Source organism: Pseudoduganella sp. UC29_71 (genome assembly GCF_042693265.1).
Classification (GTDB): domain Bacteria; phylum Pseudomonadota; class Gammaproteobacteria; order Burkholderiales; family Burkholderiaceae_D; genus Rugamonas.
The window spans coordinates 4,238,135-4,262,549 of the sequence record NZ_CP170549.1 but is presented as its reverse complement, the minus strand read 5'-3'; the positions used below and the strand labels follow the sequence as shown (position 1 = coordinate 4,262,549).

Below are 24,415 nucleotides of genomic sequence, written 5' to 3'. Positions count from 1 at the left end.
CAGCAACGTACCCGCGCATCATAGGGGAAAAGCAGGAAACTCCGCGTCCGATTGGCCGTCCCCGCCCGAAGCAGCCTGAGCCGCATTCGGGGACTCGGCGTCCCCGTCAGACCCCGAATGCGGCTCAGGCTGCTTCTTGGCGGAATCAGGCGGGGAAGGCGACGCTGACGTGCAGGCCCTGGTTGCGGGCGCCGTGGCCGAGGGTGATGGTGGCGCCGTGCAGGGCGGCAATGTCGCGCACGATGGCCAGGCCCAGGCCGGCGCCGCCGGGGTTGCGCTGCATGGAGGCGGCGGCGCGGTAGAAGGGGGAGAACACGCGCTCGCGCTCGCTTTCCGGGATGCCGGGGCCGCTGTCTTCCACTTCCAGCACGGGGCCGCGCCCGGCCAGGCCCGGGCGCACGCGCACGGTGACGCTGCCGCCGTCGGGCGTGTAGCGCAGCGCGTTGTCGACCAGGTTGGCCACCATTTCATGCAGCAGCAGCGCCTGGCCGGGCACCAGCGCGTCGTGCTCGGCTTCCAGCGCCAGGTCGATATTGCGGCTCACGGCGGGCACCGCCAGCTCCAGCGCCACCTGCTGGGCCAGCGCGCGCAGCTCGACCGGCACCGGTTCGGCGCCGCCGCTGTGCTCGATGCGCGCCAGCATCAGCAGGCGGTTGGCCAGGTGCACCGCCGAGTCGGTGGTGTTGGCGATGCTTTGCACCATGCTGCGCAGCGCCGCCGCGTCGCAGGCATCGCGGCCGGCTTCGCGCAACGCCAGCTCGGACTGGGTCTTGAGCACCGTGAGCGGCGTGCGCAGCTGGTGCGAGGCGTCGGCGATGAAGCGGCGCTGGCTGGCGATCAGGCCCTGGATGCGCGACATCGAGCCGTTCATCGCTTCCACCAGCGGCCGCACTTCCTTGTGCACCAGCGCGGGGTCGACGTCGGACAGGTCGGACACGCTGCGCGTTTCGACTTCTTCCTTCAGCCGCATCAGCGGCTTGAGCACCAGCCGCACGGCGAACCACACCAGCAGGCCGGTGGCCAAGATCAGGCCGGCCTGCCACAGCAGCGTGTCGAGCAGGATCTGGTTGGACAGGCCGCGCCGCGCGTCCAGCGTTTCGGCCACCTGGATCAGGGCGATGCCGCGCATGCTGTCGTCGTACACGGGCTGCAGCAGCGCGGCGATGCGCACCGGCTGGCCGTTGTACTTGGCGTGATAGAAACGCACCAGCGCGGGGTAGGCTTCCGAGCGCGGCACGTTGGGCGGCACCGGCGGCAGGTCGTCGAAGCCGGACACGGTCTCGCCGTTGATGCCGCTGACCTTGTAGAAGATGCGCCCCAGCGTGTCGGTCTCGAAGCTGTCCAGCGCCACGTAGGGCACATCGGCCACCACTTTGCCGTCCTGTACCGAGACGCGCTCGGCCAGCGCGCGCGTGGAGGCCAGCAGCGAGCGGTCATAGGCCATGTCGGCCGCGTCCAGCGCGTTGCGGTAGACGGAGACCGCGTCCAGCGCCATCAGGCAGATCAGCGGCACCAGCAGCCAGCGCAGCAACTGGCCGCGCAGGCTGCCCAGCGGGGCGCCGGGCGCGCCGTTTGCTGCGTGGTCCGGCGCGGGTTCCATCAGGCGGCCGGTTCGCGCGGCTGCAGCAGGTAGCCGATGCCGCGCAGCGTGGTGATGGCGGCGGCGCCGGGCTGGTTGCTTTCCAGCTTTTTGCGCACGCGGTGGATGTACAGGTCGATGGCGTCCAGGTTGGCGTCGTCGGCCAGCGCGAACACTTCGTCGAACAGCTTGTCCTTGGAGACGGCGCGCCCGCTGCGGCTGATCAGCGCCTCCAGCACGGCGTGCTCGCGCGGGGTGAGCGCCAGCGCGGCGCCGTGGTAGCTGAACATGCGGGTGATGGTGTCGAAACTGAGCGCGCCGCAGGTGTGCACCAGGGCTTCGTTGCCCACGCTGCGGCGCAGCAGCGCTTTCACGCGCGCTTCCAGTTCGGCCAGCTCGAAGGGCTTGGCCAGGTAGTCGTCCGCGCCCAGGTTCAGGCCTTGCACGCGTTCTTCCAGGCCGCCGCGCGCGGTCAGGATCAGCACCGGCGTCTTGCCGCGCGGGCCGCCGCGCGCGCGCAGGCGCTTGAGCACCTCCAGCCCATCCATGCGCGGCAGGGTGAGATCGAGGATGACCAGGGCGTAGTCCTGGGTGTGCAGCAGGGCGTCGGCGTCGGCGCCGTTGTCCGCGCATTCCACCGTCAGGTGGGAGTCGCGCAGGGCCTTGGCCAGCCAGTGCTGCAGTTCGGTGTGGTCTTCGACGAGGAGGATGCGCATGATTTTCGTGTTGCCAGGTGTATGCTCAGGCCTGCATCTTCCTCGCCGCGCCGCCAAAAGTAAATCTTTGTGGTGACATGGCGACAAGATTGCCGGTGAAAGCGCAGTGAAAGAGAATTGAAAGGAAGTGAAACCTATAGTGGAGGCCTGATTTCAGTGATCAGGCATATCACCAACAATTATATCTATAGGAGACACCCATGAAGAAGTCCACTTTGACGATGGCAGTATCGGCTGCAATGGCGGCATGCGCGCTGGGCGGCGCGGCCCATGCGCAGTCGAACGTGCAGGTCTATGGCCTGATCGACGCCGGCGTCGAAAGCGCTTCCCACGCCACGCCTGGCGGTGGTTCGAAGACCAGCGTGATCTCCGGCGGTATGAACACTTCGCGCTGGGGCCTGCGCGGCACCGAGGACCTGGGCGGCGGCCTGAAAGCCGTCTTCCAGCTGGAAGGCGGCATCCTGCTCGACACCGGCGCCCAGGACGGCCCGCTGTTCAAGCGCCAGGCCAACGTCGGCCTGGAAGGCAGCTTCGGCCGCCTGGTGCTGGGCCGTTCCTTTACCACCGTGTACGACACCGTGATCTCCTACGATCCGATGGGCTTCGCACCGTATTACTCCTGGGCAACCAGCGGTCCTGCCACCGGCCCGAGCAAGTACGGCTTCACCACCGCCTTCGACAACCTGATCAAGTACTCCGGCAGCACCGGCGACTTCAAGTATGGCGCCACCTACGGCATGGGCGAGCAGACCACCGGCCAGTCCGACAGCCGCAAGATGGCGGGCAACGTGGCCTACGCCGCCAATGGCCTGGGCCTGATGGCGACCTGGGAGCGCATCAACGGCAACACCGTGGCCGCCACCGGCAACCGCGACGAGAACACCGTCTACCACCTGGGCGCCACCTACGAAACCGGCCCGCTCAAGTTCTACGGCGTGGTGCGCGACTACAAGCTGGTGGCCGGCAAGGCCGCCACGCCGGACGTGAAAGCGACCACCTGGTGGGCCGGCGTGGCCTACAAGGGCATTCCGAACACCACCCTCACCGGCGCCGTGTACCGCATCAACGTGAAGAACGTCCTGGCCGGCAAGGACGCCGACCCCACGCTGTACGTGGCGCGCTACCGCTACGCGCTGTCCAAGCGCACCGACGTGTATGTGGCCGCCGCCTACGCCAAGTCCAAGAACGGCCAGCTGACCGGCCTGTCGCGCGATGACGCCGGCTTCGACACCAACCAGCGCGGCGTGGTCACCGGCATTCAGCACCGCTTCTAAGCACGACTAAGCACGAGCAACCGCCATGAAAGCCCTGCCAACCTTACTGTTCCCGCTTGCCATGCTGCTGGCGGCGCCGGCGGCGACTGCCGCGCCGGCTGCGGCGGGCCGGGTCGAGTGCATTGTGCCGTCCAAACCGGGCGGCGCGATGGACCTGACCTGCAAGCTGGCGCAGAAGGGGCTGCAGGCGCTGTCGGGCGGCGCGCCGCGCGACGTGCATATCAGCTACGTGCCCGGCGGCATAGGCGCGGTGGCCTGGCATTCGCTGATGACGCAGCGCCGCGCCGACCCGAACACCCTGGTGGTGTTCTCCGGCGGCTCGCTGCTCAATCTGGCGCAGGGCAAGTTCGGCAAGGCCAAGGCGGACGACGTGCGCTGGGTGGCGGCGCTGGGCGCGGACTACGGCATGATCGCCGTGCGTTCCGATTCGGCCTACAAGACCCTGGGCGACCTGGTGGCGGCGCTGAAAAAGCATCCTGAAAAAGTGCTGATCGGCGTGTCCGGCACCATCGGCAGCCAGGACTGGCTGAAGATCGCGCTGGTGATGCGTACCGCCGGCGTGGACCCGAAAGTGCTGCGCTTCGTGGCGCTGGAAGGCGGCGGCGAAGCCTTCACCGCCATGGACGCGGGCTATGTGCACGTGGTGTCGGGCGACGCGTCCGAGGCCACGCTGTACGCGGCCAACGGCAAGACGCGCGTGCTGGCGGTGCTGTCCGAACAGCGCCTGCCCGGCGTGCTGGCGGCCGTGCCCACCGCCCGCGAGCAGGGCGTGGACGTGGTGTGGCCCATCATCCGCGGCGTGTGGATGGGGCCGCACGTGCCCGAGGCGGACTACCGCCAGTGGGTGGGCGTGTTCGAGCGCATGATGGCGACACCGCAATTTGCCCAGGCCCGCGCAGCCTATGGCCTTTATCCCTTTGCATTGACCGGCGACGCGCTCGCCGACTACGTACGCAAGGCCGTGGACGACTACGGCAGGCGCGCCAGCGAATTCGGCCTGGTGCGCTAAAACAAGCTACAAAAAACGCTACTTAACTGGAGACTTACATGTTCATCAAATCGACCCTGGCCGTCGCGGCCGCCCTCGTTGCGTCCGCAGCTCTTGCCCAAGTACCGGCCGGCTATCCAGCCGACTACCAGAAGCTGATCGACGGCGCCAAGAAAGAGGGCAAGCTGGTGGTCTACGGCGCTACCGACAGCAAGGCGACCCAGCCCCTGATCAAGGAGTTCAACGCCATCTACCCCGGCATCACGGTTGAGTACAACGACATGAATTCCACCGAGGTGTACAACCGCTTCATCTCGGAAGCGGCGGCCGGCGGCAATACCGCCGACGTGATGTGGTCTTCCGCGATGGACCTGCAAATGCGCCTGGCTTCGGACGGCCACGCGCTGAAATACAAATCGGTGGAAGCGTCCAAGATCCCCGGCTGGGCGATCTGGGACGACCAGGCTTACGGCACCACCTTCGAGCCGGCCGCCATCGTCTACAACAAGCGCCTGGTGGACGCCAAGGAAGTGCCACAGACCCACGCCGACTTCACCAAGCTGATCCAGCAGCCGAAGTTCAAGGACAAGGTCACCACCTACGACATCGAAAAATCCGGCGTCGGCTTCATGTTCATGACGCAGGACGCGAAGGAGAATCCGAAGTTCATCGACATGGAAAACGCCTTCGGCGTGGCCAAGGTGCGCGTGCAGTCGTCCACCGGCACCATGATGGAGCGCATCTCGTCCGGCGAGAACCTGATCGGCTACAACGTGCTGGGCTCCTACGCGCTGGTGCGCGCCAAGACCGATCCGTCCATCGGCGTGGTGCTGCCCAAGGATTACACGCTGATCCTGTCGCGCGTGATGTTCATCAACAAGGCCGCCAAGAACGTCAACGCGGCCAAGCTGTGGCTGGACTTCATGCTGTCGCACCGCGGCCAGACCGTGATCGCCAACGAATCGAAGCTGTACGCGATCCGCGCCGACGTCACCGGCGAGACCACCTCGGCGGACCTGATCAAGCAGATCGGCAAGGACAACGTCAAGCCAGTGCCGGTGCACCCCATCGTGCTGCAATTCCTGGGACCTGCCAAGCGCATGGCCTTCCTGAAGCAGTGGAAAGAAACCGCAGGCAAGAAGTAAGGCGGATGGCGGGGCACGCTGCGCGAACCCGCCCTACATGCTGGGCCGCCGTAGGGCGGGTTAGCGCAGCGTAACCCGCCAAGCCGCAGCCAACCGTTGAATCGAGAATCGACCATGCAAACACTGACCCTACCCTCAAGCGGCCGCAGAAGCCTGAACTGGCCGCGCGGAGTGGTGGTGACGCTGACCGCGATCGCCATCTTCCTGCCGCTGTTCCTGATCTTCTACCAGAGCTTCCTGTCGGCCCCGTTCTTCATGCCGGTCAAGGAACTGGGACTGGACGCCTACCGTTTCATCATCGACGACCCGGACTTCGCGCAGGCGTTCTGGAATGGCTTGATCCTGGCCTCCGGCCTGGCGGCCATCGCCGTGCCGCTGGGCGGCGCGCTGGCCTTCCTGATGATACGCACCGACCTGCCGGGCCGCGGCTGGATCGCGCCGCTGCTGCTGGTGCCGATCTTCGTCTCGCCGATGGTGATGGGCTTCGGCTACGTCGTCTCGATGGGGCCGGTGGGCTTCTACTCGATCTGGGCCAAGGAGCTGCTCGGCTTCATCCCCTGGAACATCTATTCCTTCACCAGCATCGTCATCATCGCCGGCCTGACCCACGTGCCGCACGTCTACCTGTACGCCTCGTCCGCGCTGAAAAGCCTGGGCTCGGACGTGGAAGAGGCGGCCCGCGTGGCCGGCGCCTCGCCATGGCAGGTGATGATGAACGTGTCGCTGCCGATGATCCTGCCGGCGCTGTCGTATGCCGGCGTGCTGGTGTTCTTCCTCGGCTTCGAGGTGTTCGGCCTGGTGCTGGTGCTGGGCGACCCGGAAGGCCACCTGGTGCTGGCCACCTATCTGTACAAGCTGACCAACAAGCTGGGCACGCCGTCCTACCACCTGATGGCCGCCGTCGCCGTCTGCCTGGTGATGGTGACCTTGCCGCTGGTGATGCTGCAACGCTGGCTGCTCAAGTCGGCTAACAAATACGTGTCCATCAAGGGCAAGGGCGCGCGCACCAAGGCCATGCCGCTGGGTAAGTGGAAGTGGGTCGCCTTCGGCCTGCTGTTCGCCTGGCTGCTGTTCACCATCGTCCTGCCGCTGACCGGCATCGTGCTGCGCTCCTTCGTGCAGTACTGGGGCGAGGGCGTGAAGCTGGCCGACGTGCTGACCCTGCAGCACTTCCGCGACATCTTCGAGCAGCACTCGCTGATGCGCGGCATCCTGAACACGGTGCTGATCGGCGTGATCGGCGGCGCCCTGGCCGTGGCCTGCTACTGCGCCATCGCGCTGGCCATGCACCGCAAGCAGGACGGCATCACCCGCCTGCTGGACTACAGCGTGCTGGTGCCGCGCGCCGTGCCTGGCCTGCTGGCCGGCCTGGCCTTCCTGTGGGTGTTCCTGTTCGTGCCGTCCTGGCTGGACGGCATGCTGAAGGGCATGGACAACGGCCTGGCCCTGTGGCTCAGCGAACACCTGGTGCCGGCGCTGCGCTCGCTGCGCTCGACCATCTTCGCCGTGTGGCTGGCGTACTCGGTGGTGTGGCTTGCCTACGGCATGCGCTTGATCTCGACCGCGCTGCTGCAAGTGGGGCCGGAACTGGAAGAAGCGGCGCGCGCCGTGGGCGCCAAGCGCGGCCAGGTGACGCGCGACGTGACGCTGCCGCTGATCAAATACGGCCTGCTGGGCGCGTGGCTGATGGTGTTCCTGATCTTCGAGCGCGAATACTCGACCGGCGTGTACCTGCTGTCGCCGGGCACCGAAGTGATCGGCGCCATGCTGGTGTCGCTGTGGGCGGGCGGTTCGACCGACCTGGTGGCGGCGCTGTCCTTCATCAATATATCGCTGGTGGCCGTGGGCCTGGGCATTGCGCTGCGCTTCGGCGTGAAGTTGCACAACTAACTGCACAACTAAGCGCACAACTGAGAGAACTATCATGAAACGAGACCTCGCCATGAACGAATTAAGCGTCAACGACCTGCACCTGGAATACGGCCAGGGCGCCACCGCCAACCCCATCCTGAAGGGCGTTTCGATGCACCTGCAGAAGGGCGAAGTGGTCGCGCTGCTGGGGCCGTCGGGCAGCGGCAAGACCACCTTGCTGCGCGCGGTGGCCGGCCTGGAGAGCCCGAAGCTGGGCACCATCAACATCGGCGAGCGCAATGTGTTCGACGGCTCGAAATCGTTCGAGATGCCGGCCGAGCAGCGCAACCTGGGCCTGGTGTTCCAGTCCTACGCGCTGTGGCCGCACAAGACCGTGTTCGACAACGTGGCCTACGGCCTGAAGCTGCGCAAGATGGGCACGGCCGAAATCAAGGAGCGCGTCAACGAAGTGCTCAAGCAGCTCGGCCTGGGCCACCTGGGCGAGCGCTATCCGCACCAGATGTCCGGCGGCCAGCAGCAGCGCGTGGCGATTGCCCGCGCGCTGGTGTACAACCCGCCCGTGATCCTGCTGGACGAGCCGCTGTCCAACCTGGACGCCAAGCTGCGCGAAGAGGCGCGCGCCTTCCTGCGCGAGCTGATCGTGCGCCTGGGCCTGTCCGCGCTGATGGTGACGCACGACCAGGCCGAGGCCATGGCGATTTCCGACCGCATCCTGCTGCTCAACAACGGCAAGATCGAGCAGCAAGGCACGCCGCAAAGCATGTACGAAACGCCGGAGACGCTGTTCACGGCGGAGTTCATGGGCAGTAACAACCGCCTGCCGGGCAAGGTGCTGTCGCGCGACGGCGCCAATGTGACGCTGGAAGTGGGCGGCGCCAGGCTGCGCGGCACGGCGCGCGGCGCCGGCATGGCCGAACCCGCCACGCTGATCCGCGTGGAAGAAGTGAAGGTCAGCTCGACCCCGGTGGACAACGCCATCGAGATCCCGCTGTTTACCTGCATGTACCTGGGCGACCGCTGGGAGTGCCTGTTCGAGAGCGCCAACGGCGACATCAGCCTGCGCGCCTACTCGAAGTACAAGCTGGACGCAGGCAGCTACTGGCTGCAGCTGCCGGCCGAGAAACTCTGGGTATTCTAGGCCGTGTGAAGCTCAGCAGCGTGAAACCCACGCGGCCTTTCCTCTATGCGCTGGCCGCCGGCCTGCTGGCCGCGCTGCTGTGCGTGTATCTGAACACGCCGCTGCCGTGGATGATAGGGCCGCTGTTCGCCACTGCCGCGCTGCGCCTGTGCGGGCTGGACCTGTCGGCGCCGGTGCCGGTGCGGGAAGCGGGGCAGTGGGCCATCGGCACCGCGCTCGGCCTGTACTTCACCGCGCCGGTGCTGGCCGTGCTGGCCGCGCAGGCCGGCTGGATCGCCGCCGCCGTCGCCTTCGCGCTGGTGCTGGGCTGCTTCTGCGCCTGGCTGCTGCATAAACTGTCGCGCACCGACCGCACCACGGCCTTCTTCGCCATGGCGGTGGGCGGCGCATCCGAAATGGCGGTGCAGGGCGAGCACCACGGCGCCAACGTCGAACGCGTGGCCGCCGCGCACAGCCTGCGCATCATGATGGTGGTGGGGATTATTCCGTTCGCCATCCGCTACTGGGGCGAGCATGGCCTGGGCATGGGGACGGATCTGTTCGTGCCGGGTGCGCGCAGCGTGCAGCCGCCTGGCCTGCTGGTGCTGATCGTGCTCACCAGCTGCGCCGCGCTGGCGCTGAAAAAAGGCCGGCTGCCCAACGCCTGGGTGATCGGCCCGCTGCTGATGGCGCTGGCGCTGACCGCCTGCGGCATCCACCTGAGCCGCCTGCCGGAATGGATGGTGAAGGCGGGCCAGCTGTTCATCGGCATCTCGCTCGGCACGCGCTTCACGCCCGGCTTCCTCCACACCGCGCCGCGCTACCTGGGCAGTGTGGCCGCCTGCAGCGCGCTGGCGCTGGCACTGGCCGCCGGCTTCGGCCTGCTGCTTGCCAGGCTGACGGGCCTGAACCCCGGCACCGCCATCCTCGCCACCTCGCCCGGCGGCATCGCAGAGATGTCGCTCACCGCCAAAACCCTGCATCTCGGCGTGCCCATCGTCACCGCATTCCATGTTTCGCGCATGGTGATAGTGGTGCTGGTGATAGGCCCGCTGTTCCGCCGGGTCCGCAGCTTTACTGCTTGAGGTAGTTTTCCGAGCGCGGGCCGTACAGGATGCCGTTGGCCTGGCCTGCCGACAGCAGACGCGAATTGGCCACGCCCGCGACCGGGTGCGAGGTATCGCTGACGCTGTTGATGATTTGCTTGACGGCAGCCGCCACCAGTGCGCCGACCAGACCGCCGCCGCCGTTGTTGCCGCCTTCGTTGTTGGAAGCGCTGGCCGCGCCGGTCCACAGGACGGTGCCCGTCTTGATATCCACCAGTTTGGCATTCACGGAAACCACGACCACGCTGTTTACCACGGTGTAGCTTGCGCCGTAGTTGGAGATGGTGACATACAGTGCGGCGTCCGCGCCGAAGATGTCACCCAGCTTGCTGATGTCGACTGCATGGATATCGGCTGCGTTGGTCAGGCCGTTCTGCTTGAAGGTTTCACCCACCAGCGCTACCGGCAGCACGTAGTAGCCGGCTTCCGCCAGCGGATACGTCACTTGCGCGTACACGCTGTTGGTGGCTTTGACTTCCGGCGAGTTGTTCAGCGGTGGCAGTACCAGGATGGAGCGCGGCTTGGCGGCCTTGAACGCGGTGTAGTCATATGGCGCTTTCTGCGTGGCGCAGCCGGCGAAAAACACCGCCGGCACGACGCAGACTGCCAGCTTCAGGAGACGGCGCATCATAATTTTTCACCTTTTTTCATCTTACCGAGCAGGAAGTCCATATAGGCCGCCGATTCCGGGAACAGCTTCTTCTCATCTTCAAACTGCGCCACGACCTGGTCCGGCTTGCCGGCGATCGAGTACAGCATGCCCAGGTGCGCATGGAAGCCGGGCGGCGCCATGCTGCCCTTGGCGCTGATGGTTTGCAGGTCCTTTTCCATGGCAGCGATCTGCTGTTCCGGGCTTTCGCCTTTCAGGTACTGGTAGACTTGCGGCTGATAGCCTTCCCACTGGTACAGGGTCTTGGGCGCGGAAGCGCAGCCGGTCAGCATGGCGCTGGCCGCCAGCGCCAGCACGGCGGCGGCGCGTTGAATCGTGGACGGGTTCATGCGCGCTCCTTATTGCTTGCGGATGTTCAGCGCACCGGCTTCCACGCCGGCCACCAGCTGGTCCACTGCCTGGCGCACGGCCAGGTCCAGCACCTTGCCGTTCAGCGTGGCGTCGTAGCTCGCGGTGCCGCCGAAGCCCAGCACTTCGCGGTTCGACAGGCTGTATTCGCCAGCGCCCTGGCTGGAGTACACCACTTCCGAGGTGGCAATGTTGACCACGTTGAGCGTGACCTTTGCGTAGGCTACCTGGGTCTTGCCGCGTCCGGCCAGGCCGAACAGCTGGTGGTCGCCCACTTCCTTGCGGCCGAACTCGGTGACGTCGCCGGTGACGATGAAATCGGCGCCCTTGATGTTCTGCGCCTGTTGCTTGAAGCCGGCTTCCTGCTTCATTTCGTTCAGGTTGTCGCGGTCCAGCACGTTGAAGCGGTTGGTCTGCTGCATGTGCGAGATCAGGATGGTCTTGGCCTGACTGCCCAGACGATCGACGCCGTCCGAGAAAATGCCGCGCATGAAGCTGGAGCGGTTGTCGAACTTGCCGACCGCGATAGGGCTGCGTACGCCGGTGTAGGGACGCGCTGCGGCCGCAACAGTCGGTACGGCCAGTGCCTGGGAGCTTTCGGTGGCGCAGCCGGAAAGCAGGGATGCGCACAGTGCGGCTGCCAGCATGGCGCCGGATTGGTGGATTTTCATGGTTTGCCCGAGTGGAGTGGATAGATAGGAGGGAATCGTGCGCGGACGCTGCGCCAATTTCTTATAAGAAATTTTACTTGCTTTGCTTGCCTTACAATCTATCCAATAGTCACTGCCCTCCCAAACTCGACACCGCCGCAATGATGTTCGTCAAAGCGGCGCGCGCCGCGCCGGCGTATAGTGAAATTTTCACTGCCGCAGGAGCGCACCGTGGACGCCAATCTGGAAAATTTGCTGCGAGCCTACTCCGCGGGCGAAATTGATCAGTTGGCCTTGCAGGAGCTGACCGGCTTGTGGTGCGGCGACATTCTCTTGGCCCTGGCTGAACGTGGTCTGCCTTTGCCGCGCGTGGACAGCACACTCGATTTCAATCCAGCACAATGCGCGTTATGCGGGGAGATATTCGCATGAGGATCTCGCTGATCGTTACAGATGCCGGTCCCCTTATCACCCTCGCGCTGGCGCAGGCGCTCGACACCTTGCTGCTGCTGAATGTGCCAGTGATCGTACCTGATATGGTGGAATACGAAGTAGTCAGCCATGCGGACAAGCCCGGGGCGCGGGAGGTGATGCACTGGCTTGCACTGCATCGCGATCGCGTAGAAATTGGCGAAACGGAAGTGTTCGATGAGTTTCTGGCCTTGCTGGCGCTGCGCCCCGGCTTGCGCAGCCGCGGCAGGGGAGAGCTGGCTGCGGGCGAGATACTGACTCGTGAACTGTTGAATCAGGTCGATGCCGCCATCCTGTTATTTGAAGATTCGGCGCTTCGCAAAACCAATTTCCTGCGGCGTATGCCGGACAATGTGCTGCTGATGAGCACCTCCGCCTACCTGCGCGGCTTGCAGCGGCGCGGATTGCTGGACGATGCCGAGGCGGTTCTGCGGCGTGCCGTCACGGTGCGCGGGCCGGAAGTCGCCCGCGAGGATTTGCGCGCCACCGCCGGTGCGGATTCTGCGCGCCGTGGATGGCTCGCGCCCGGCTAGTTCTGCTTTCCTCCGCTAGTTCTGCTTTCCTCCATCGCTCATCTGGCGCAGCAGCGTGCGGGCGAAGTAGGCCAGCAGGGCAATGCCCGCCAACAGGACCGACCAGAGCACGGCGGTGCGCGACGTTGCGCCCGATGCGGCGGGTGGGACCGAGGCCGATGGCCCCGAGGCGCCGCCGCGGCCGCTTTGTGCTGCTGGCAGCGTCGCCTGCGCCTGCGGCAGGGCGCGCAGTTCTTCCTCGCTGAAGCCGGGGGCGAGCTGCGATGGCTGGAAGGCGGCGTTGTCGGCGTTTGCGCGGCCGAAGGCGAGCTGGTAGGGGCCATTGCCGTTCGCAAGCAGCAGCAGGGTGGACGGCGTCCACGACACCCGCAGCGCCGGCTGCAGCGTGGAGGCGTGCTGGGTTTTAGCTACCCAGGTGTCGGTGTGCGTTTCGGCGATCGCGGCGTCGCCGGATTTGCGTTCCACACCCTGCTGGCTGATGCGGTAAAACGTGGTATGGAGCACCGGGATGAATTGCCACTCCGGCTGGCGCCTGCGGTGGCGGCTCGGCAGGCGCTGGTAGCGGCCCACGGTGACCTGGATGACGGCGTTGGCCGCGTCGAATTGCATGCCGATGCGCTCGGCAGGGATGGCGACGCTGCTGCGGTACATCAGGTCAGTGCCGTTGCTGGCCACCGTGGGCTGCAGGATGATGGTATCCAGCGGCGGTCCCGCGTCGGCCGTGCTGGAGGATTCTGCCGCGATGCGGGCGAATACCAGCGGCGTTCCGCTGCGCCAGCTGATGCGCGCGTAGCGGAACGGGATCGGCTGGAAGGCCATGCGGTTGTTGGTGAGCGTGTCGGCATCGGTGTTTGACAGCCAGCTCAATTCGGCGGCGCAGGCCGGTTCCCAATGCTGCAGGTCGTTGCTGGTTTCCAGCCACAGCTGCGCGGTGTAGTTGGACGTTCCGGGCGGCAGCTCAAAGCGCAGCGCGGATACCAGCGGCGCGTTGCCGTGCGCGTCCCTTTCGCCGATCTCGAGGATCAAATTGGACAGCGGCTGCTGCGCTGCGGGCGCCGGCTGCGCCGGGACGCTGGCCACCGACAGCAGGCGGCCATTGCCGTCGGTGCGGATGTCGAGCCGCGCGCCTGCGGCGCCGGCGTCGGTGCTCGCCGCTGACCTGAGCGGGAAAATGCGCACCGGAAGCTCGGTCACGGTGGCCGGCGTTTGCGCCGGCGCCAGCAGCGCAAACGGGACGGCGGCGCCGTGGCGGTCGAATACGCGCAGGTCGTTCAGCGACGGCGAGCGCGAGCCGAGATAGACCTGCTGCGGCAGTCGCAGCGCGGCCAGGCCGCTATCCTTTTGCACGCTGACTTGCATTGCGTGGCTGTAGCCCTCCCCGCCGCCCGCAGGCGCGGCTGCACGGCAGGCGCCTGCCATCAGCAGTGCCACAGCGGCGGCGTGGCGCAGGAGGGCGCTCATTGCACCGCCTCCGCGCGGCGCGCTGCCGGGGGCAGCGGCGCGACGTAGCCGATTGCCACCATCAGCAGGCCGGCGCCGATGAAGGACACGATGCGTTCGATGCCGCCTGCGTTGGACAGGTCCACCAAGAATAATTTGAGCACAACCACGGCAAGCAGCGCAGCACCGGCGCCCCACAGCGCGCGCAAGCTTCGCTGCGCCGCAATCCGCATGAGCACCATGGCGCTCACGGTCCACACCAGCGAGAGCAGCGCTTGCACGAACTGCGATGCCATCAGCGCCGGGAACTGGTAAGGCACATCCATGTAGTTCGACACGGAGCGCAGCAGGATCAGGTTGAACCACACATACACCGTGCCCGCAGCCGCCAGCATGAGCTGCGCAGCGTGGCGGTGCTGCCGGAACGCAGCGGCCGCCAGCAGCAGCGCGAAGCCAGTGGTCAGGTCCAGCGGGTTTAGCAGCGGCAGGTAGGGCAGCGGTTCCATGGCGCCGCTGTAGAGCACATTCCAGCGCGCGGCCAGCAGCACCGTCCATGCCGCCGCGATCGGCAGCAGCACGCGGCGGTGCCACGCGTTCAGCGGCTGCAGCGGCCACTCGTCCAATGCGGTACAGCGCAGCAGCAGGGCAGTAGCGGCCATCATGGCCCATGCGGGCAAATAGCGCGCCCAGCCGCCGCTGACTTCCCAGCCGTCCAGCAGCATGCGGACTTGCGCTGCGCTGCCGCCGGCCAGCAATGCGCCGCTGATGGCGTGGTTCAGCACGGGCCAGATCATCAGCCACGGCACGGCAATGCGCAGCAAATGCAGTGCGATCAGCGCGGCGTGCGGCATTGGCCACGTCATGCGCCTCCATGTCCTCAGCATGTATTCGGCGGCGCCCCACGCGGTGGCGTAGGCGCACCAGGCCAGCGCGCCGGGCGTCGTGTCGGCGAAGTACAGCACCATCAGGTGAGCGGCGCTGATGCCCGCCAATGCCAGCCATGCGGGCGCGGCCAGCGCGCGCAGGCCGCTCCAATCCAGGCGGCGCGCCAGGTATTGGATGAGCAGGGCAAGCAGGCTGCCACCGATGGCGTAGAACGACACCATGGCCGGCACATCGAGGCTCTGCGGCAGGCCGTGGAGGTACATGCGGGCGTAGTAGTGGTCCGCCAGCCAGCCGGCCAGCGGCGCCAGCCCCATGCCGTACCAGGCGAGGCCCGCGCCGGGCAGCAGGGCGTCGGACGTGAGCGCGAGCGAGGCTTGCTCATCGCCTGCGCTGCGTCTGGCGTGGCGGTGGAAGAACAGGCTGGAGAACCACAAGCTTGTGCCCAGCATGGCCGCGCTGAGGAAGGGGCCGTCGAACAGTGCCACGGGCGCGTCGATCCAGTCCCAGCGCGTGCGGTACAGGAAGACGCCGGCGGCCAGCAGCTGCACGGCGACGGTGTAGCCGCCGGCCACGCGCCAGCGCATGCGGGTAGCGATAACCCCCAGCATGGCGGCAACCACGAGCGCGCTCGCGGTCAGCAGGTTGAGCTGGGTGGCGCCGCTGGTGCGGCTGGCGACTTCATACCAGGTGCCGGCCAGCAGCCATGCACCGGCTACCGCCAGCAGCAGCGTGGCCAGCGGCTCGCGCAAGGCGGCAGGGACGGCCTGGCTGGCGCCGCGCATCTGCACCGCGACGATGAAGGTGCTGGCCGCCAGGATCAGGAAGCCCAGCCAGATATTGGAGCTGGCCGTGATGCCGGCGTCGAGGTCGATGATGTCGCCGAGGAAGCCTGTCCAGGCGGCAGCTTGCACCAGCAGTCCGAAGGTCCACGCCAGCTTGCGCTGCTGCCGCAGGCCTACCCAGACCACGCCGGCGCCTTCCAGTGCCCAGGCTGTGGCGGTCCAGCGGCCGTCCAGCGCAAAGGGGATGGCCAGCGTGCCGAACACCACGCCAAGCGCGAGGAACGATTCGGCCAGCAGGCGGCCGGTCGCGCCCATGCGGCGCCACAGTACCAGCGCGAGGCCGGTGTAGAGCAGCCCCAGGGCGAGGGCGGAGCAAGCCATGCCGAATTCCATGTGCTGCACCAGCCCGTGCTGCAGACCGATGGCCGCGAGCGGTGCGCCGAATACCAGCGTGCCGTCCACGTAGTGCGCCAGCCTGGGCGCCTGCCGCTGCGCGTAGAAGACGGCGATGGCGATGTACATCAGCAGGAACAGGCCCAGGAACAGCTGGGAGGACAGGTAATTGTCGGCCGAATAGCGCAGCAAGCCCCAGGAGGTGCCCAGCGCAAAGGTGCAGGCGAAGCCGAGCACATTGAGGGCGCGCCAGGATTTTTTGGTGGCGATGTACAGGATGCCGGCATTGAGTATCGCGCAGTAGCTGAACAGGGCAATGTGGTTGCCGCTGCCGGTGGAGACCAGCACCGGCGCTGCGAAGCCGCCCGCGATGCCGAACACGGCGAGCCAGACGGCGTCTTGCAACACCGCGAGCAGGCAGGTCAGCGCGACGAAGACTATCAGCAGGCCGAAGGCGAGCGTGGCGGGCAGCAGGTGGTAGATGCGGAAGGCGGCGAAGGTCGTCAGGATCAGGACCGCAATGGCCGTGCCTTGCACGGGCAGGCTGATGCCGGGCCGGCTGCTGCGGATACGCCAGCCCCAGGCCAGCAAGCCCAGGTCGGCCAGCGCAACGGCGCTCAGGCGCAGCTCGATCGGCGTATCGAAGTTGGCGGCGGCGTATTTGAGCAGGAAGCTTACGCCCATGAACAGGATCAGCAGGCCGAGTTTGGCCACCACGTTGCCGCCCAATAGCCAGTCGCGTGCAGCCACCAGCCATGCGGGTGGCGCGCCATGGGTTTGATAGTAAGGTGACGTTGCCGTGTCAAGAGTGGGTTGCGGCACGCCGGCGTTCCCGGCATCCCCGGCATCCCCGGCATCACCCGCATCCTCCATACTATCGGCCTGCTGCGGCGCGGGTTTCCGTTCAGCCGCTGCTGCAGGCGCCGTCGCGGGCGCCGGTGCAGGCGGAAGGGTGGGCGTGAGGGCGGGCGTAATGGCGGCGGGCGTAGGGGCGGGCGCGTCCGTCGCTGCGGGCGCAGGGGCCACAGGGCGCGCGCGCTCCGTCCGCAGCTCGCGCAGCTGCATCCGCAATTCGTCCACCAGATGCCGCAACTGCAGCAGATCCCTGTCGTTGCTGGCAGCTTGCCGGCTGGCGCGCCGCGCGGCCATGACGCAGTAGACGGGCATGCCGATCAGGTACAGCGCGACGGCAAACAGCACCAAAATGAGCTTTTCCATATTAGTCCCCTTGCGCGCGGTTCAGCGTATCGTGATCGTACGTGCTTCCCTGTCCTGCGCTTTGACGAAACGCACGACCGAATCCACCGTCACGGTATCGATCTGCCCGGCCATGCGGCGCTCGTAGGGATGGTCGTCGAAGGCGACGTTGGCGCGGAACATGCGCGCGCCCAGGCGCGTCAGCGCGGGGATCTCCACGGTGATGGGGCGGAAGCCGGACTGCTTCAGCCAGGCCTGCGCTTCGGCGCGCGTCTCCACCTGGCCCGGCTCCGCGCTGGCTGCGGCGAAGCTCTCCAGCACCCACTGGTTGGAATTCTGGTAGCGCGTGGAAAATGCGTACGACAGCATGTTGTAGCTAGGCTGGTGCAGCCGGCGCGGCGTGTTCGTGGCGAGCACGCGCGCCAGCCGGGCCTGCACGTCCGGACCGGGGATCACCAGCTGCGCCTCGTACAGGAACATATCGTCGAGGAAGAAGTTACCCAGGCCTTCGTTGTACAGGCCGGACGTGGCGCTGCCGCAGTCGTTCAGTTCGTGCACCACCAGCCAGCGGCCGCGCTCCTGGTCGCGCCACACCATGGCCATGTGCGAGTAGCGCACGCGGTATTTGCTCAGGTCCTGCCCGGCGCGGGCGATGAAGGCGACCTGCGCGCCGCTGTCGTCCAGCGCGCGGCTGGTGCGCAAGGCGAGGTCCATGCCCTTGACGACGGCCTGCACCTGCAGCGGCTTGTCTTCGCAGCTGTTGCCGGCGCGCGCGGCGGCCGGCAGCAGGGCGGCGCCGGCCAGCGTGGCGGCGGCGATGCACAACAGCGTGGCGCGGCGCATGTTATTGCCCCACGCGGCTGTGGTGGATCAGCGCCTGTCCCACCTCGTTCGGGATGAAGGCGATGGCCTGGCCGGACATCACCAGCACATAGCCGGTGGAGATGGCCGTCACCGTCACCGCCTGGCCCACAGCGCGCGACAGGCCCTCCGCCGCCTTCGCGCTCAGCTTGACCGTGGCGGTGGCCGCGTCGGACGCCCCCTTGAGCACGATCACGCTGCCGTCGGCCAGGGTCTCCACGCTGGCGATCACCACGTAGCCGGATGCGGCCACCGCCGACATCGATCCCAGCACGACCATGCCGGCCGCGCCGGACAGCGCTTCCGAGGCGCGCGACAGTTCGGACGACTCGCCGGCGCCGTTGGCGGCGAAGGCATTGGCGGCAAACAGGTTGGCGGTGGCGAGCGACAGCAGGGAAATCAGCAGCAGGCGTTTCATTTTGAGTCTCCGGTGGGGTGATGGGCCGCATCTTGGCCCCGCTTGCCGCTGCCGGCAATGTTTATGCTACTAGTTGTCAGAATCGATATGCGTGGTATTATTTTTCGATACTATTTGCGGAGAGCTAGCCCGATGTCCCAGTCCAGCCTCATGATCGACGCATTGAAACGGCAATTGAAGGTGAAAGCCGTGACCTACGCGGAACTGGCCAGGCGCATCGGCCTGTCCGAGGCGAGCGTCAAGCGCATGTTCGCGCAGCGCAGCTTCACGCTGGAGCGGCTGGAGCAGATACTCGAAGCGGTGGGCATGGATTTCGCCGAGCTGGTGCAAGCCGCCACGGACACGCCCCAGCTGATCGCCCAGCTCACTTACGCGCAGGAGCAGGAAATCATCGGCGACACCAAGTTGCTGGTGGTGGCGGTGGCGGCATTAAACCTGATACCACTGGAGGAAATCGTGGCGGTGTACAAGATCAGCGAGGCGGAAGCGGTGAAGTACCTGCTGCGGCTGGACAAGATCGGTTTCCTGACGCTGTTGCCGAACAACCGCGTCAAGCTGCTGGTGGCGCGCACCTTCAGCTGGATACCGAACGGCCCGATCCAGACCTACTTCCGCGGCGAGGCCTACGGCGACTTCCTGGACGCGCGCTTCGCCGGCGAGCAGGAAGTAATGAAACTGGTGAGCGTGATGCTGTCGCCGCGCTCGACCAAGGCGCTGCTGGAGCGGCTCAAACAGGTGGCCGACGAGTTCTCCCGGCAGCACCAGGACGACGCCAGGCTGCCGTATGACCAGCGCCACTCGCTGACCTTCATGCTGGCCGCGCGGCCGTGGATGCCGAAGGCATTTAAGGCTTTGCTGCGCTAGGTCATACTGCAGCGCTGCAAGCGGGTTGTCGTTCCCCGGTTCCTAATGTATTTTGTCAACATTCCACTTTTGCAAAGACCACGACCATGAGCAAGCCCAGCCAGTTTTCCCTGCTGACGCAGCGCCGCTTCGGCCCGTTCTTCTGGGTCCAGTTCCTTGGCGCCTTCAACGACAATCTGTTCAAGACCGCGCTGATGGTGATCCTGGGATTCGAGGCGGCCAGCTGGACCACCATGTCGGCCTCCACGGTCACCAATCTGATCCCCGGCCTGTTCATCCTGCCCTACGTGGTGTTCTCCGCCACCGCCGGCCAGATCGCCGACAAATTCGAGAAGGCGGGCCTGTCGCGGCTGGTGAAATGGCTGGAAATCGGCATCATGCTGATGGCGGGGGCGGGCTGGATGACGCACACGCTGTGGCTGCTGATAGCGGCCGTGGTGGGCATGGGCGTGCACTCCACCCTGTTCGGCCCGGTGAAATACGCCTACCTGCCGCAGCAGCTCAAGCCCGAAGAACTCATGGGCGGCAACGGCGTGATCGAGATGGGCACCTTTGTCGGCATCCTGCTGGGCCAGGTGCTGGGCGCGGTGCTGGTGGCATACAAGGGCGTGGGCATCGAACTGGTGGCGGCCGCCACCTTGGCGGTGGCCGTGATCGGCCTGCTGGCCAGCTACCGCATTCCGCTCACGCCGGCGCCCGCGCCTGAGCTGAAGATCAACTGGAACCCGGTCACCGAAACCATCCGCAACATCAGCTTCTCCAAGCAGAACCGCAGCGTGTTCCTGTCCATGCTGGGCAACTCCTGGTTCTGGTTCTACGGCGCGCTGATCCTGGCGCAGTTCCCGGTCTACGCCAAGGACTACCTGCACGGCGACCACAGCGTGTTCGTGCTGCTGTTGACGGTATTCTCGCTGGGCGTGGGCACCGGCTCGCTGCTGTGCGAGAAGCTGTCCGGGCACAAGGTGGAAATCGGCCTGGTGCCGTTCGGCTCCATCGGCCTGTCGCTGTTCGGCGTGGACCTGTACTTCGCCAGCCTGGGCTACCACAACGCCGGCGCGGTGGCCTGGCTGGGCTTCCTGGCGCAGGACAGCGCGCTGCGCATCCTGTTCGACGTGGTGATGATAGGCGTGTTCGGCGGCTTCTTCATCGTGCCGCTGTTCGCGCTGATCCAGGTGCGCTGCGCGCCGGCGCACCTGTCGCGCACCATCGCCGGCATGAACATCCTGAACGCGCTGTTCATGGTGGCGGCGGCCGGCGTGGCCATCGTGTTGCTGGGGCAGGGCTTCACCATCCCCGAGCTGTTCCTGGCCACGGCCGTGATGAACGCGGTGGTGGCGGTGTACATCTTCTCGCTGGTGCCGGAGTTCCTGATGCGCTTCCTGGCCTGGATGCTGATCCACACGCTGCACCGCGTGAAAACCATCGACGCCGACCGCATCCCCGAGAGCGGCCCGGCGGTGCTGGTATGTAACCACGTCAGCTACGTGGACGCCATCGTCATCGGCGCGGCCAGCCCGCGTCCGATCCGCTTCGTGATGGACCACCGCATCTTCAAGACGCCGCTGCTGGGCTGGATCTTCCGCACCGCGAAAGCGATTCCGATCGCGCCGGCCAAGGAAGACCCGTGGCTGATGGAAAAAGCCTTCATCGACATCGCGCAGGCGCTGCACGAGGGCGACCTGGTGTGTATCTTCCCTGAAGGGCGCTTGACCACCACGGGCGAGCTGAACGAATTCAAGGGCGGCATCGCCAAGATCATCGAGCGTAGCAAGGTGCCGGTGATCCCGATGGCACTGCGCGGCCTGTGGGGCCACCTGCTTAGCCGCAGCAAGGAGAACGTATTCGAGCGCACCTTCCGCAAAGGCTGGCGTTCGCGGCTGGCGCTGGCCGTCGGCCAGCCGGTGGCGCCGCTCGACGTCACGCCCGAACTGCTGCGCGCCCAGGTGGCCGAACTGCGCGGCGACTGGAAATAATCCCACAAGCGAACTGAGCCGCATTCGGGGTCAGACGGGGACGCCGAGTCCCCGAATGCGGCTCAGTTCGTTTGGAGGTTAGGCGGCCCTCGTCGTTTGGGGATCAGTGGGGCGGGGCGGCGAGGCGCAGCAGGTCGTCGAAGTCGACCGGCTTGATCAGGTGCTGGTCGAAGCCGGCGTCCATCGTGCGGCGGCGGGCGTCGCTTTGGCCCCAGCCGGTCAGCGCCACCAGCTGGATCGCCTCGCCGCCGGGCTGCTGGCGGATCAGGCGCGCGGCCTCGTAGCCGTCCATGCCGGGCATGCCCAGGTCCATCACGATCAGGTCCGGCTGCTTCTGGGTGGCGGCGGCCACCGCCGCGTAGCCGTCGTAGGCGGTGCTGACGTCGAAATTCTCCATCTCGAACAGCGCGCCCAGCGAGTCGGCGGCGTCGCGGTTGTCGTCCACCACCAGCACCTTGGTGCGCCGGCTGCCATTCGGCTCGGCCACGTAGGGCTGCGGCGCCACCGGCGCGGCCGTCGGCTGGCCCGGCAGCGGCAGCTTGATGATGAACTCGCTGCCCTGGCCGATGCCGGGACTGTGCGCTTCTATGGTGCCGCCGTGCATTTGCGCGAACTGCCGTGCCAGGCTCAGGCCGATGCCCAGCCCGCTCGACATCTGCCCCGTCACGGTGCGGCTCTGCTCGAACATATTGAAGATCTTGGGCACGGCGTCCGCGTCCAGGCCGATGCCGGTGTCGCGCACGCTCACGCACAGCATGCCGCCCTCGCTCCACGCGCGCACCGTCACCTGGCCGCCTTGCGGCGTGAACTTGATGGCGTTCGACAGCACGTTGGAATAGATCTGCACCACGCGCGCATAGTCCGCCTCCAGCACCACGTCCTCGTCCGGCAGCTGCTGCTCGAGCTTGATGCGCTTGGCCTGCGCCGCTTGCTGGCTCAGCTCGATCACGTGCCGCATCACCACGTGGAATTCGATTACGTCGCGCTGCAGCTCGATCTTGCCGCTGGTGATGCGCGCCACGTCCAGCAAATCGTCCACCAGCCGCGTCAGGTGCACCACCTGGCGCTCGATCACTTCCTTGATACGCGCGGCCGGCGGCGAGCCGGGGAAGAGATTGGGCAGCAGCGCGGCCGAGGTGCGGATCGGCGCCAGCGGGTTGCGCAGCTCGTGGCCCAGGCTGGCCAGGAATTCGTCCTTGCGGCGCGTCGCTTCCCTCATCTGGTACTGCTTGTCGCGCGCGCGCAGCTGGGCGTGCAGCGCGGCGATCAGCGTCACCGTGCGCACCGGCCGCTCCAGCAAGGTCAGGTTGCCCAGGCTGATGACGGCGCGCCGCACCAGCAGCGAATCGCCGCCGCGGTGGGTCAGCAGCAGGATGGGCAGATCCGACCAGTGGGGCTGCTGTTCCACATAATCGGCCAGCAGCCGGAAGCCGCTGGCCGACAGCGCTTCTTCCACCGTCAGCACCGCTCCCGCGCCCAGCATCAGCTCCTGGCGCAGCTCGCCCACGGTTTCGCACACATGGCAGTCCACCCGCGCCATGGTGAGCACTTTGTGGCACAAGGCGGCGTTCTGCCCGGCCGGCGCGTAGACGAGGATGCGTTTTTCCATGTGCTCAGCCCTTGTTGCTGTACGCGGCGTGGCCGGCGTCGGTGGACGGGTTGATGTAGGTGGGCACGCCGGTCAGCACGCCGTGGAAGCCGGCCAGCACCGCGCCCACGCGGGGGCCGTGCTCGGCGATGCAGAAGTCGCGCAGCGTGCGTTCGTGGCGGCTGCCGCGCTTCTTGAACACGGAAATGGCCTGCCGCACTTCGCCGTCCGCTTCGAAGTAGCGCAGCATGATGACGTTGTCGGCGATGTAGCTGGCGTCCACCGCCGTGGTCATGGCGCCGCCTATCATGCCGGCCTGCACCCCCACCACGATGGTGACCACGCCGCACTGGCCCAGATAGGTGAGCAGTTCGTGCAGATAGGTGGACAGGAAGCGCTCGTCCGGCACCGCGTTCAGGTAGCCGTTCAGGCTGTCGATCACGATCACGCGCGCGCCGTCGCTCGCCGCCTGAACCACGGCCTGCGTGAACTGGCCCGGGGTCAGCTCGGCCGGGTCCACCTGCTGCACCGTCAGCAGGCCGTTGGCGATGGCCAGGTTCAGGCCCAGCCCCAGGCTTTCGGAGCGGTTCAGCATATTGTTGCGCGCTTCCTCGAACAGGAACATGGCGGCGCGTTCGCCGCGCCGGCAGGCGGCGGCCACGAACTGCGCCGCCACGGTGGACTTGCCGCTGCCGGGCGGCCCGGCCACCAGGGTGCTCATGCCTTCTTCCAGGCCGCCGCCGAGCAGCTCGTCCAGCTCGCGCAGGCCGCTGGAGAGCTGCACGCGGCTGCCCGAGCCGCGCGTGTCGGCCGCCACCAGGCGCGGGAACACGTGCAGCCCGCCGTGCAGGATGCGGTAGTCGTGCGAGCCGCCGCGGAAGGCGATGCCGCGGTATTTCACCACCCGCAGGCGGCGCCGTTCGCTGCCGTAGGACTGGCTGGCCAGCTCCAGCGTGATGACGCCGTGCGCCACGCTACGCACCTGCAGGTCGGTGCTGAGGGCAGTGCGGTCGTCCAGGAAGATGGTGGTGCAGTTGCGGCTGGCCAGGTACTGCTTGAGCGCGAGCACCTGGCGCCGGTAGCGCAGCGGGCTTTCCGCCAGCAGCTGCAGCTCGGACAGCGAATCGAGCACGGCGCGCGTGGGCTTGTATTTTTCGATGGCGGCCAGGATGCGCTGGGTGGTGGTGCCCAGCTCGATTTCCGACGGGTGGAAGATGGAGTATTGCTGGTCCGGGTCGAGCGAGGCCTGGTCGGGGATGATTTCCTCGATGTGGATGCCGTCCAGCGTCCAGCCGTGCGATTGCGCCACCGAGCTCAGCTCCACGGTGGTCTCGGCCAGCGTAATGTACAGCACGGATTCGCCCAGGCGCACTCCTTCGTTGAGGAATTGCAGCGCCAGCGTGGTCTTGCCGGTGCCGGGTTCGCCTTCGACGAGATACAAACGGTCGCGCGTGAGGCCACCGGCCAGGATGTTGTCCAGGCCAGGGACGCCGGAAGAGAGGAAGCGGCCGGGGTCGATGTTTTGCTGGTCCATAGTTGAGTCGC

The 24,415-nt window shown here is 66.6% G+C and carries 21 protein-coding genes; 10 read left to right on the top strand and 11 right to left on the bottom strand.

Annotated elements, in window-relative coordinates; translation table 11 throughout:
• Nucleotides 1-145 precede the first annotated feature (145 nt).
• Both ACFJI2_RS18885 and ACFJI2_RS18880 read right to left on the bottom strand, forming a co-directional pair.
• Nucleotides 146-1,600: a sensor histidine kinase gene (locus ACFJI2_RS18885; protein ID WP_377701396.1), complete on the bottom strand. Its 1,455-nt coding sequence runs from the start codon at nt 1,598-1,600 to the stop codon at nt 146-148.
• A complete protein-coding gene (locus ACFJI2_RS18880) occupies nt 1,600-2,295 on the bottom strand; it encodes a response regulator (RefSeq protein WP_377701395.1) in 696 nt (231 codons plus the stop codon). Before ACFJI2_RS18880 ends, ACFJI2_RS18885 begins: the two co-directional genes overlap by 1 nt.
• A 200-nt stretch (nt 2,296-2,495) precedes the next feature.
• Between ACFJI2_RS18880 and ACFJI2_RS18875 the strand changes: the two genes are divergently transcribed.
• From ACFJI2_RS18875 to ACFJI2_RS18850, 6 genes are all read left to right on the top strand, one after another.
• A complete protein-coding gene (locus tag ACFJI2_RS18875) occupies nt 2,496-3,569 on the top strand; it encodes a porin (RefSeq protein ID WP_377701394.1) in 1,074 nt (357 codons plus the stop codon).
• 61 nt (nt 3,570-3,630) lie between these two features.
• A complete protein-coding gene (locus tag ACFJI2_RS18870) occupies nt 3,631-4,578 on the top strand; it encodes a tripartite tricarboxylate transporter substrate binding protein (protein WP_377705870.1) in 948 nt (315 codons plus the stop codon).
• A 38-nt stretch (nt 4,579-4,616) separates the two neighbouring features.
• The gene (locus tag ACFJI2_RS18865; protein WP_377701393.1) at nt 4,617-5,702 is read left to right on the top strand and encodes an ABC transporter substrate-binding protein; all 1,086 of its coding nucleotides are present in this window, start codon (nt 4,617-4,619) and stop codon (nt 5,700-5,702) included.
• Nucleotides 5,703-5,816: 114 nt separating this feature from the next.
• Nucleotides 5,817-7,592, top strand: a complete 1,776-nt coding sequence (locus tag ACFJI2_RS18860; RefSeq protein ID WP_377701392.1) for an ABC transporter permease — start codon at nt 5,817-5,819, stop codon at nt 7,590-7,592.
• Between the two features lie 52 nt (nt 7,593-7,644).
• Nucleotides 7,645-8,712 (top strand): ABC transporter ATP-binding protein, encoded by a 1,068-nt coding sequence (locus ACFJI2_RS18855; protein WP_377705869.1) that lies wholly within the window; start codon nt 7,645-7,647, stop codon nt 8,710-8,712.
• A 20-nt stretch (nt 8,713-8,732) separates the two neighbouring features.
• Nucleotides 8,733-9,776 carry an AbrB family transcriptional regulator gene (locus tag ACFJI2_RS18850; RefSeq protein WP_377701391.1) on the top strand — a complete coding sequence of 348 codons (1,044 nt, stop codon included), beginning with the start codon at nt 8,733-8,735 and terminating at the stop codon, nt 9,774-9,776.
• On the opposite strand, the gene ACFJI2_RS18845 is transcribed toward ACFJI2_RS18850, so the two are convergent.
• Genes ACFJI2_RS18845 through ACFJI2_RS18835 form a run of 3 tightly spaced genes read right to left on the bottom strand, consistent with a single transcriptional unit; the run spans nt 9,766 to nt 11,486 of the window.
• On the bottom strand, nt 9,766-10,428 hold the full coding sequence (locus tag ACFJI2_RS18845; RefSeq protein ID WP_377701390.1) for a DUF799 domain-containing protein: 663 nt from the start codon (nt 10,426-10,428) through the stop codon (nt 9,766-9,768). The two genes, ACFJI2_RS18850 and ACFJI2_RS18845, sit on opposite strands and share 11 nt — an antisense overlap.
• The gene (locus ACFJI2_RS18840; RefSeq protein ID WP_377701389.1) at nt 10,425-10,796 is read right to left on the bottom strand and encodes a DUF4810 domain-containing protein; all 372 of its coding nucleotides are present in this window, start codon (nt 10,794-10,796) and stop codon (nt 10,425-10,427) included. The genes ACFJI2_RS18845 and ACFJI2_RS18840 overlap by 4 nt, the downstream gene beginning before the upstream one ends.
• A gap of 9 nt (nt 10,797-10,805) precedes the next feature.
• Nucleotides 10,806-11,486 (bottom strand): CsgG/HfaB family protein, encoded by a 681-nt coding sequence (locus ACFJI2_RS18835; RefSeq protein WP_377701388.1) that lies wholly within the window; start codon nt 11,484-11,486, stop codon nt 10,806-10,808.
• Between the two features lie 210 nt (nt 11,487-11,696).
• Between ACFJI2_RS18835 and ACFJI2_RS18830 the strand changes: the two genes are divergently transcribed.
• Both ACFJI2_RS18830 and ACFJI2_RS18825 read left to right on the top strand, forming a co-directional pair.
• Nucleotides 11,697-11,897, top strand: a complete 201-nt coding sequence (locus ACFJI2_RS18830; protein ID WP_377701387.1) for a hypothetical protein — start codon at nt 11,697-11,699, stop codon at nt 11,895-11,897.
• On the top strand, nt 11,894-12,469 hold the full coding sequence (locus ACFJI2_RS18825) for a hypothetical protein (protein ID WP_377701386.1): 576 nt from the start codon (nt 11,894-11,896) through the stop codon (nt 12,467-12,469). Before ACFJI2_RS18830 ends, ACFJI2_RS18825 begins: the two co-directional genes overlap by 4 nt.
• A gap of 15 nt (nt 12,470-12,484) precedes the next feature.
• On the opposite strand, the gene ACFJI2_RS18820 is transcribed toward ACFJI2_RS18825, so the two are convergent.
• The 4 genes from ACFJI2_RS18820 to ACFJI2_RS18805 are packed head-to-tail and all read right to left on the bottom strand — an operon-like array spanning nt 12,485 to nt 18,445.
• Complete coding sequence (locus tag ACFJI2_RS18820) at nt 12,485-13,930, bottom strand: DUF3999 family protein (protein WP_377701385.1); 1,446 nt, start codon at nt 13,928-13,930, stop codon at nt 12,485-12,487.
• Complete coding sequence (locus tag ACFJI2_RS18815; RefSeq protein ID WP_377701384.1) at nt 13,927-17,187, bottom strand: DUF2339 domain-containing protein; 3,261 nt, start codon at nt 17,185-17,187, stop codon at nt 13,927-13,929. Before ACFJI2_RS18815 ends, ACFJI2_RS18820 begins: the two co-directional genes overlap by 4 nt.
• Before the next feature lie 21 nt (nt 17,188-17,208).
• On the bottom strand, nt 17,209-18,009 hold the full coding sequence (locus ACFJI2_RS18810; protein ID WP_377701383.1) for a DUF2145 domain-containing protein: 801 nt from the start codon (nt 18,007-18,009) through the stop codon (nt 17,209-17,211).
• A 1-nt stretch (nt 18,010) separates the two neighbouring features.
• Complete coding sequence (locus ACFJI2_RS18805; protein WP_377701382.1) at nt 18,011-18,445, bottom strand: hypothetical protein; 435 nt, start codon at nt 18,443-18,445, stop codon at nt 18,011-18,013.
• Between the two features lie 132 nt (nt 18,446-18,577).
• Here ACFJI2_RS18805 and ACFJI2_RS18800 point away from each other — a divergent pair, with 132 nt between their 5' ends.
• A complete protein-coding gene (locus ACFJI2_RS18800) occupies nt 18,578-19,309 on the top strand; it encodes a helix-turn-helix domain-containing protein (protein WP_377701381.1) in 732 nt (243 codons plus the stop codon).
• An 86-nt stretch (nt 19,310-19,395) separates the two neighbouring features.
• Entirely contained in the window at nt 19,396-21,282 is a 1,887-nt protein-coding gene (locus tag ACFJI2_RS18795; protein WP_377701380.1) for an MFS transporter, read from the top strand.
• A gap of 103 nt (nt 21,283-21,385) precedes the next feature.
• On the opposite strand, the gene ACFJI2_RS18790 is transcribed toward ACFJI2_RS18795, so the two are convergent.
• Nucleotides 21,386-22,891 carry a response regulator gene (locus ACFJI2_RS18790; protein ID WP_377701378.1) on the bottom strand — a complete coding sequence of 502 codons (1,506 nt, stop codon included), beginning with the start codon at nt 22,889-22,891 and terminating at the stop codon, nt 21,386-21,388.
• Between the two features lie 4 nt (nt 22,892-22,895).
• On the bottom strand, nt 22,896-24,404 hold the full coding sequence (locus ACFJI2_RS18785) for an ATPase domain-containing protein (protein WP_377701377.1): 1,509 nt from the start codon (nt 24,402-24,404) through the stop codon (nt 22,896-22,898).
• Nucleotides 24,405-24,415: the final 11 nt, after the last annotated feature.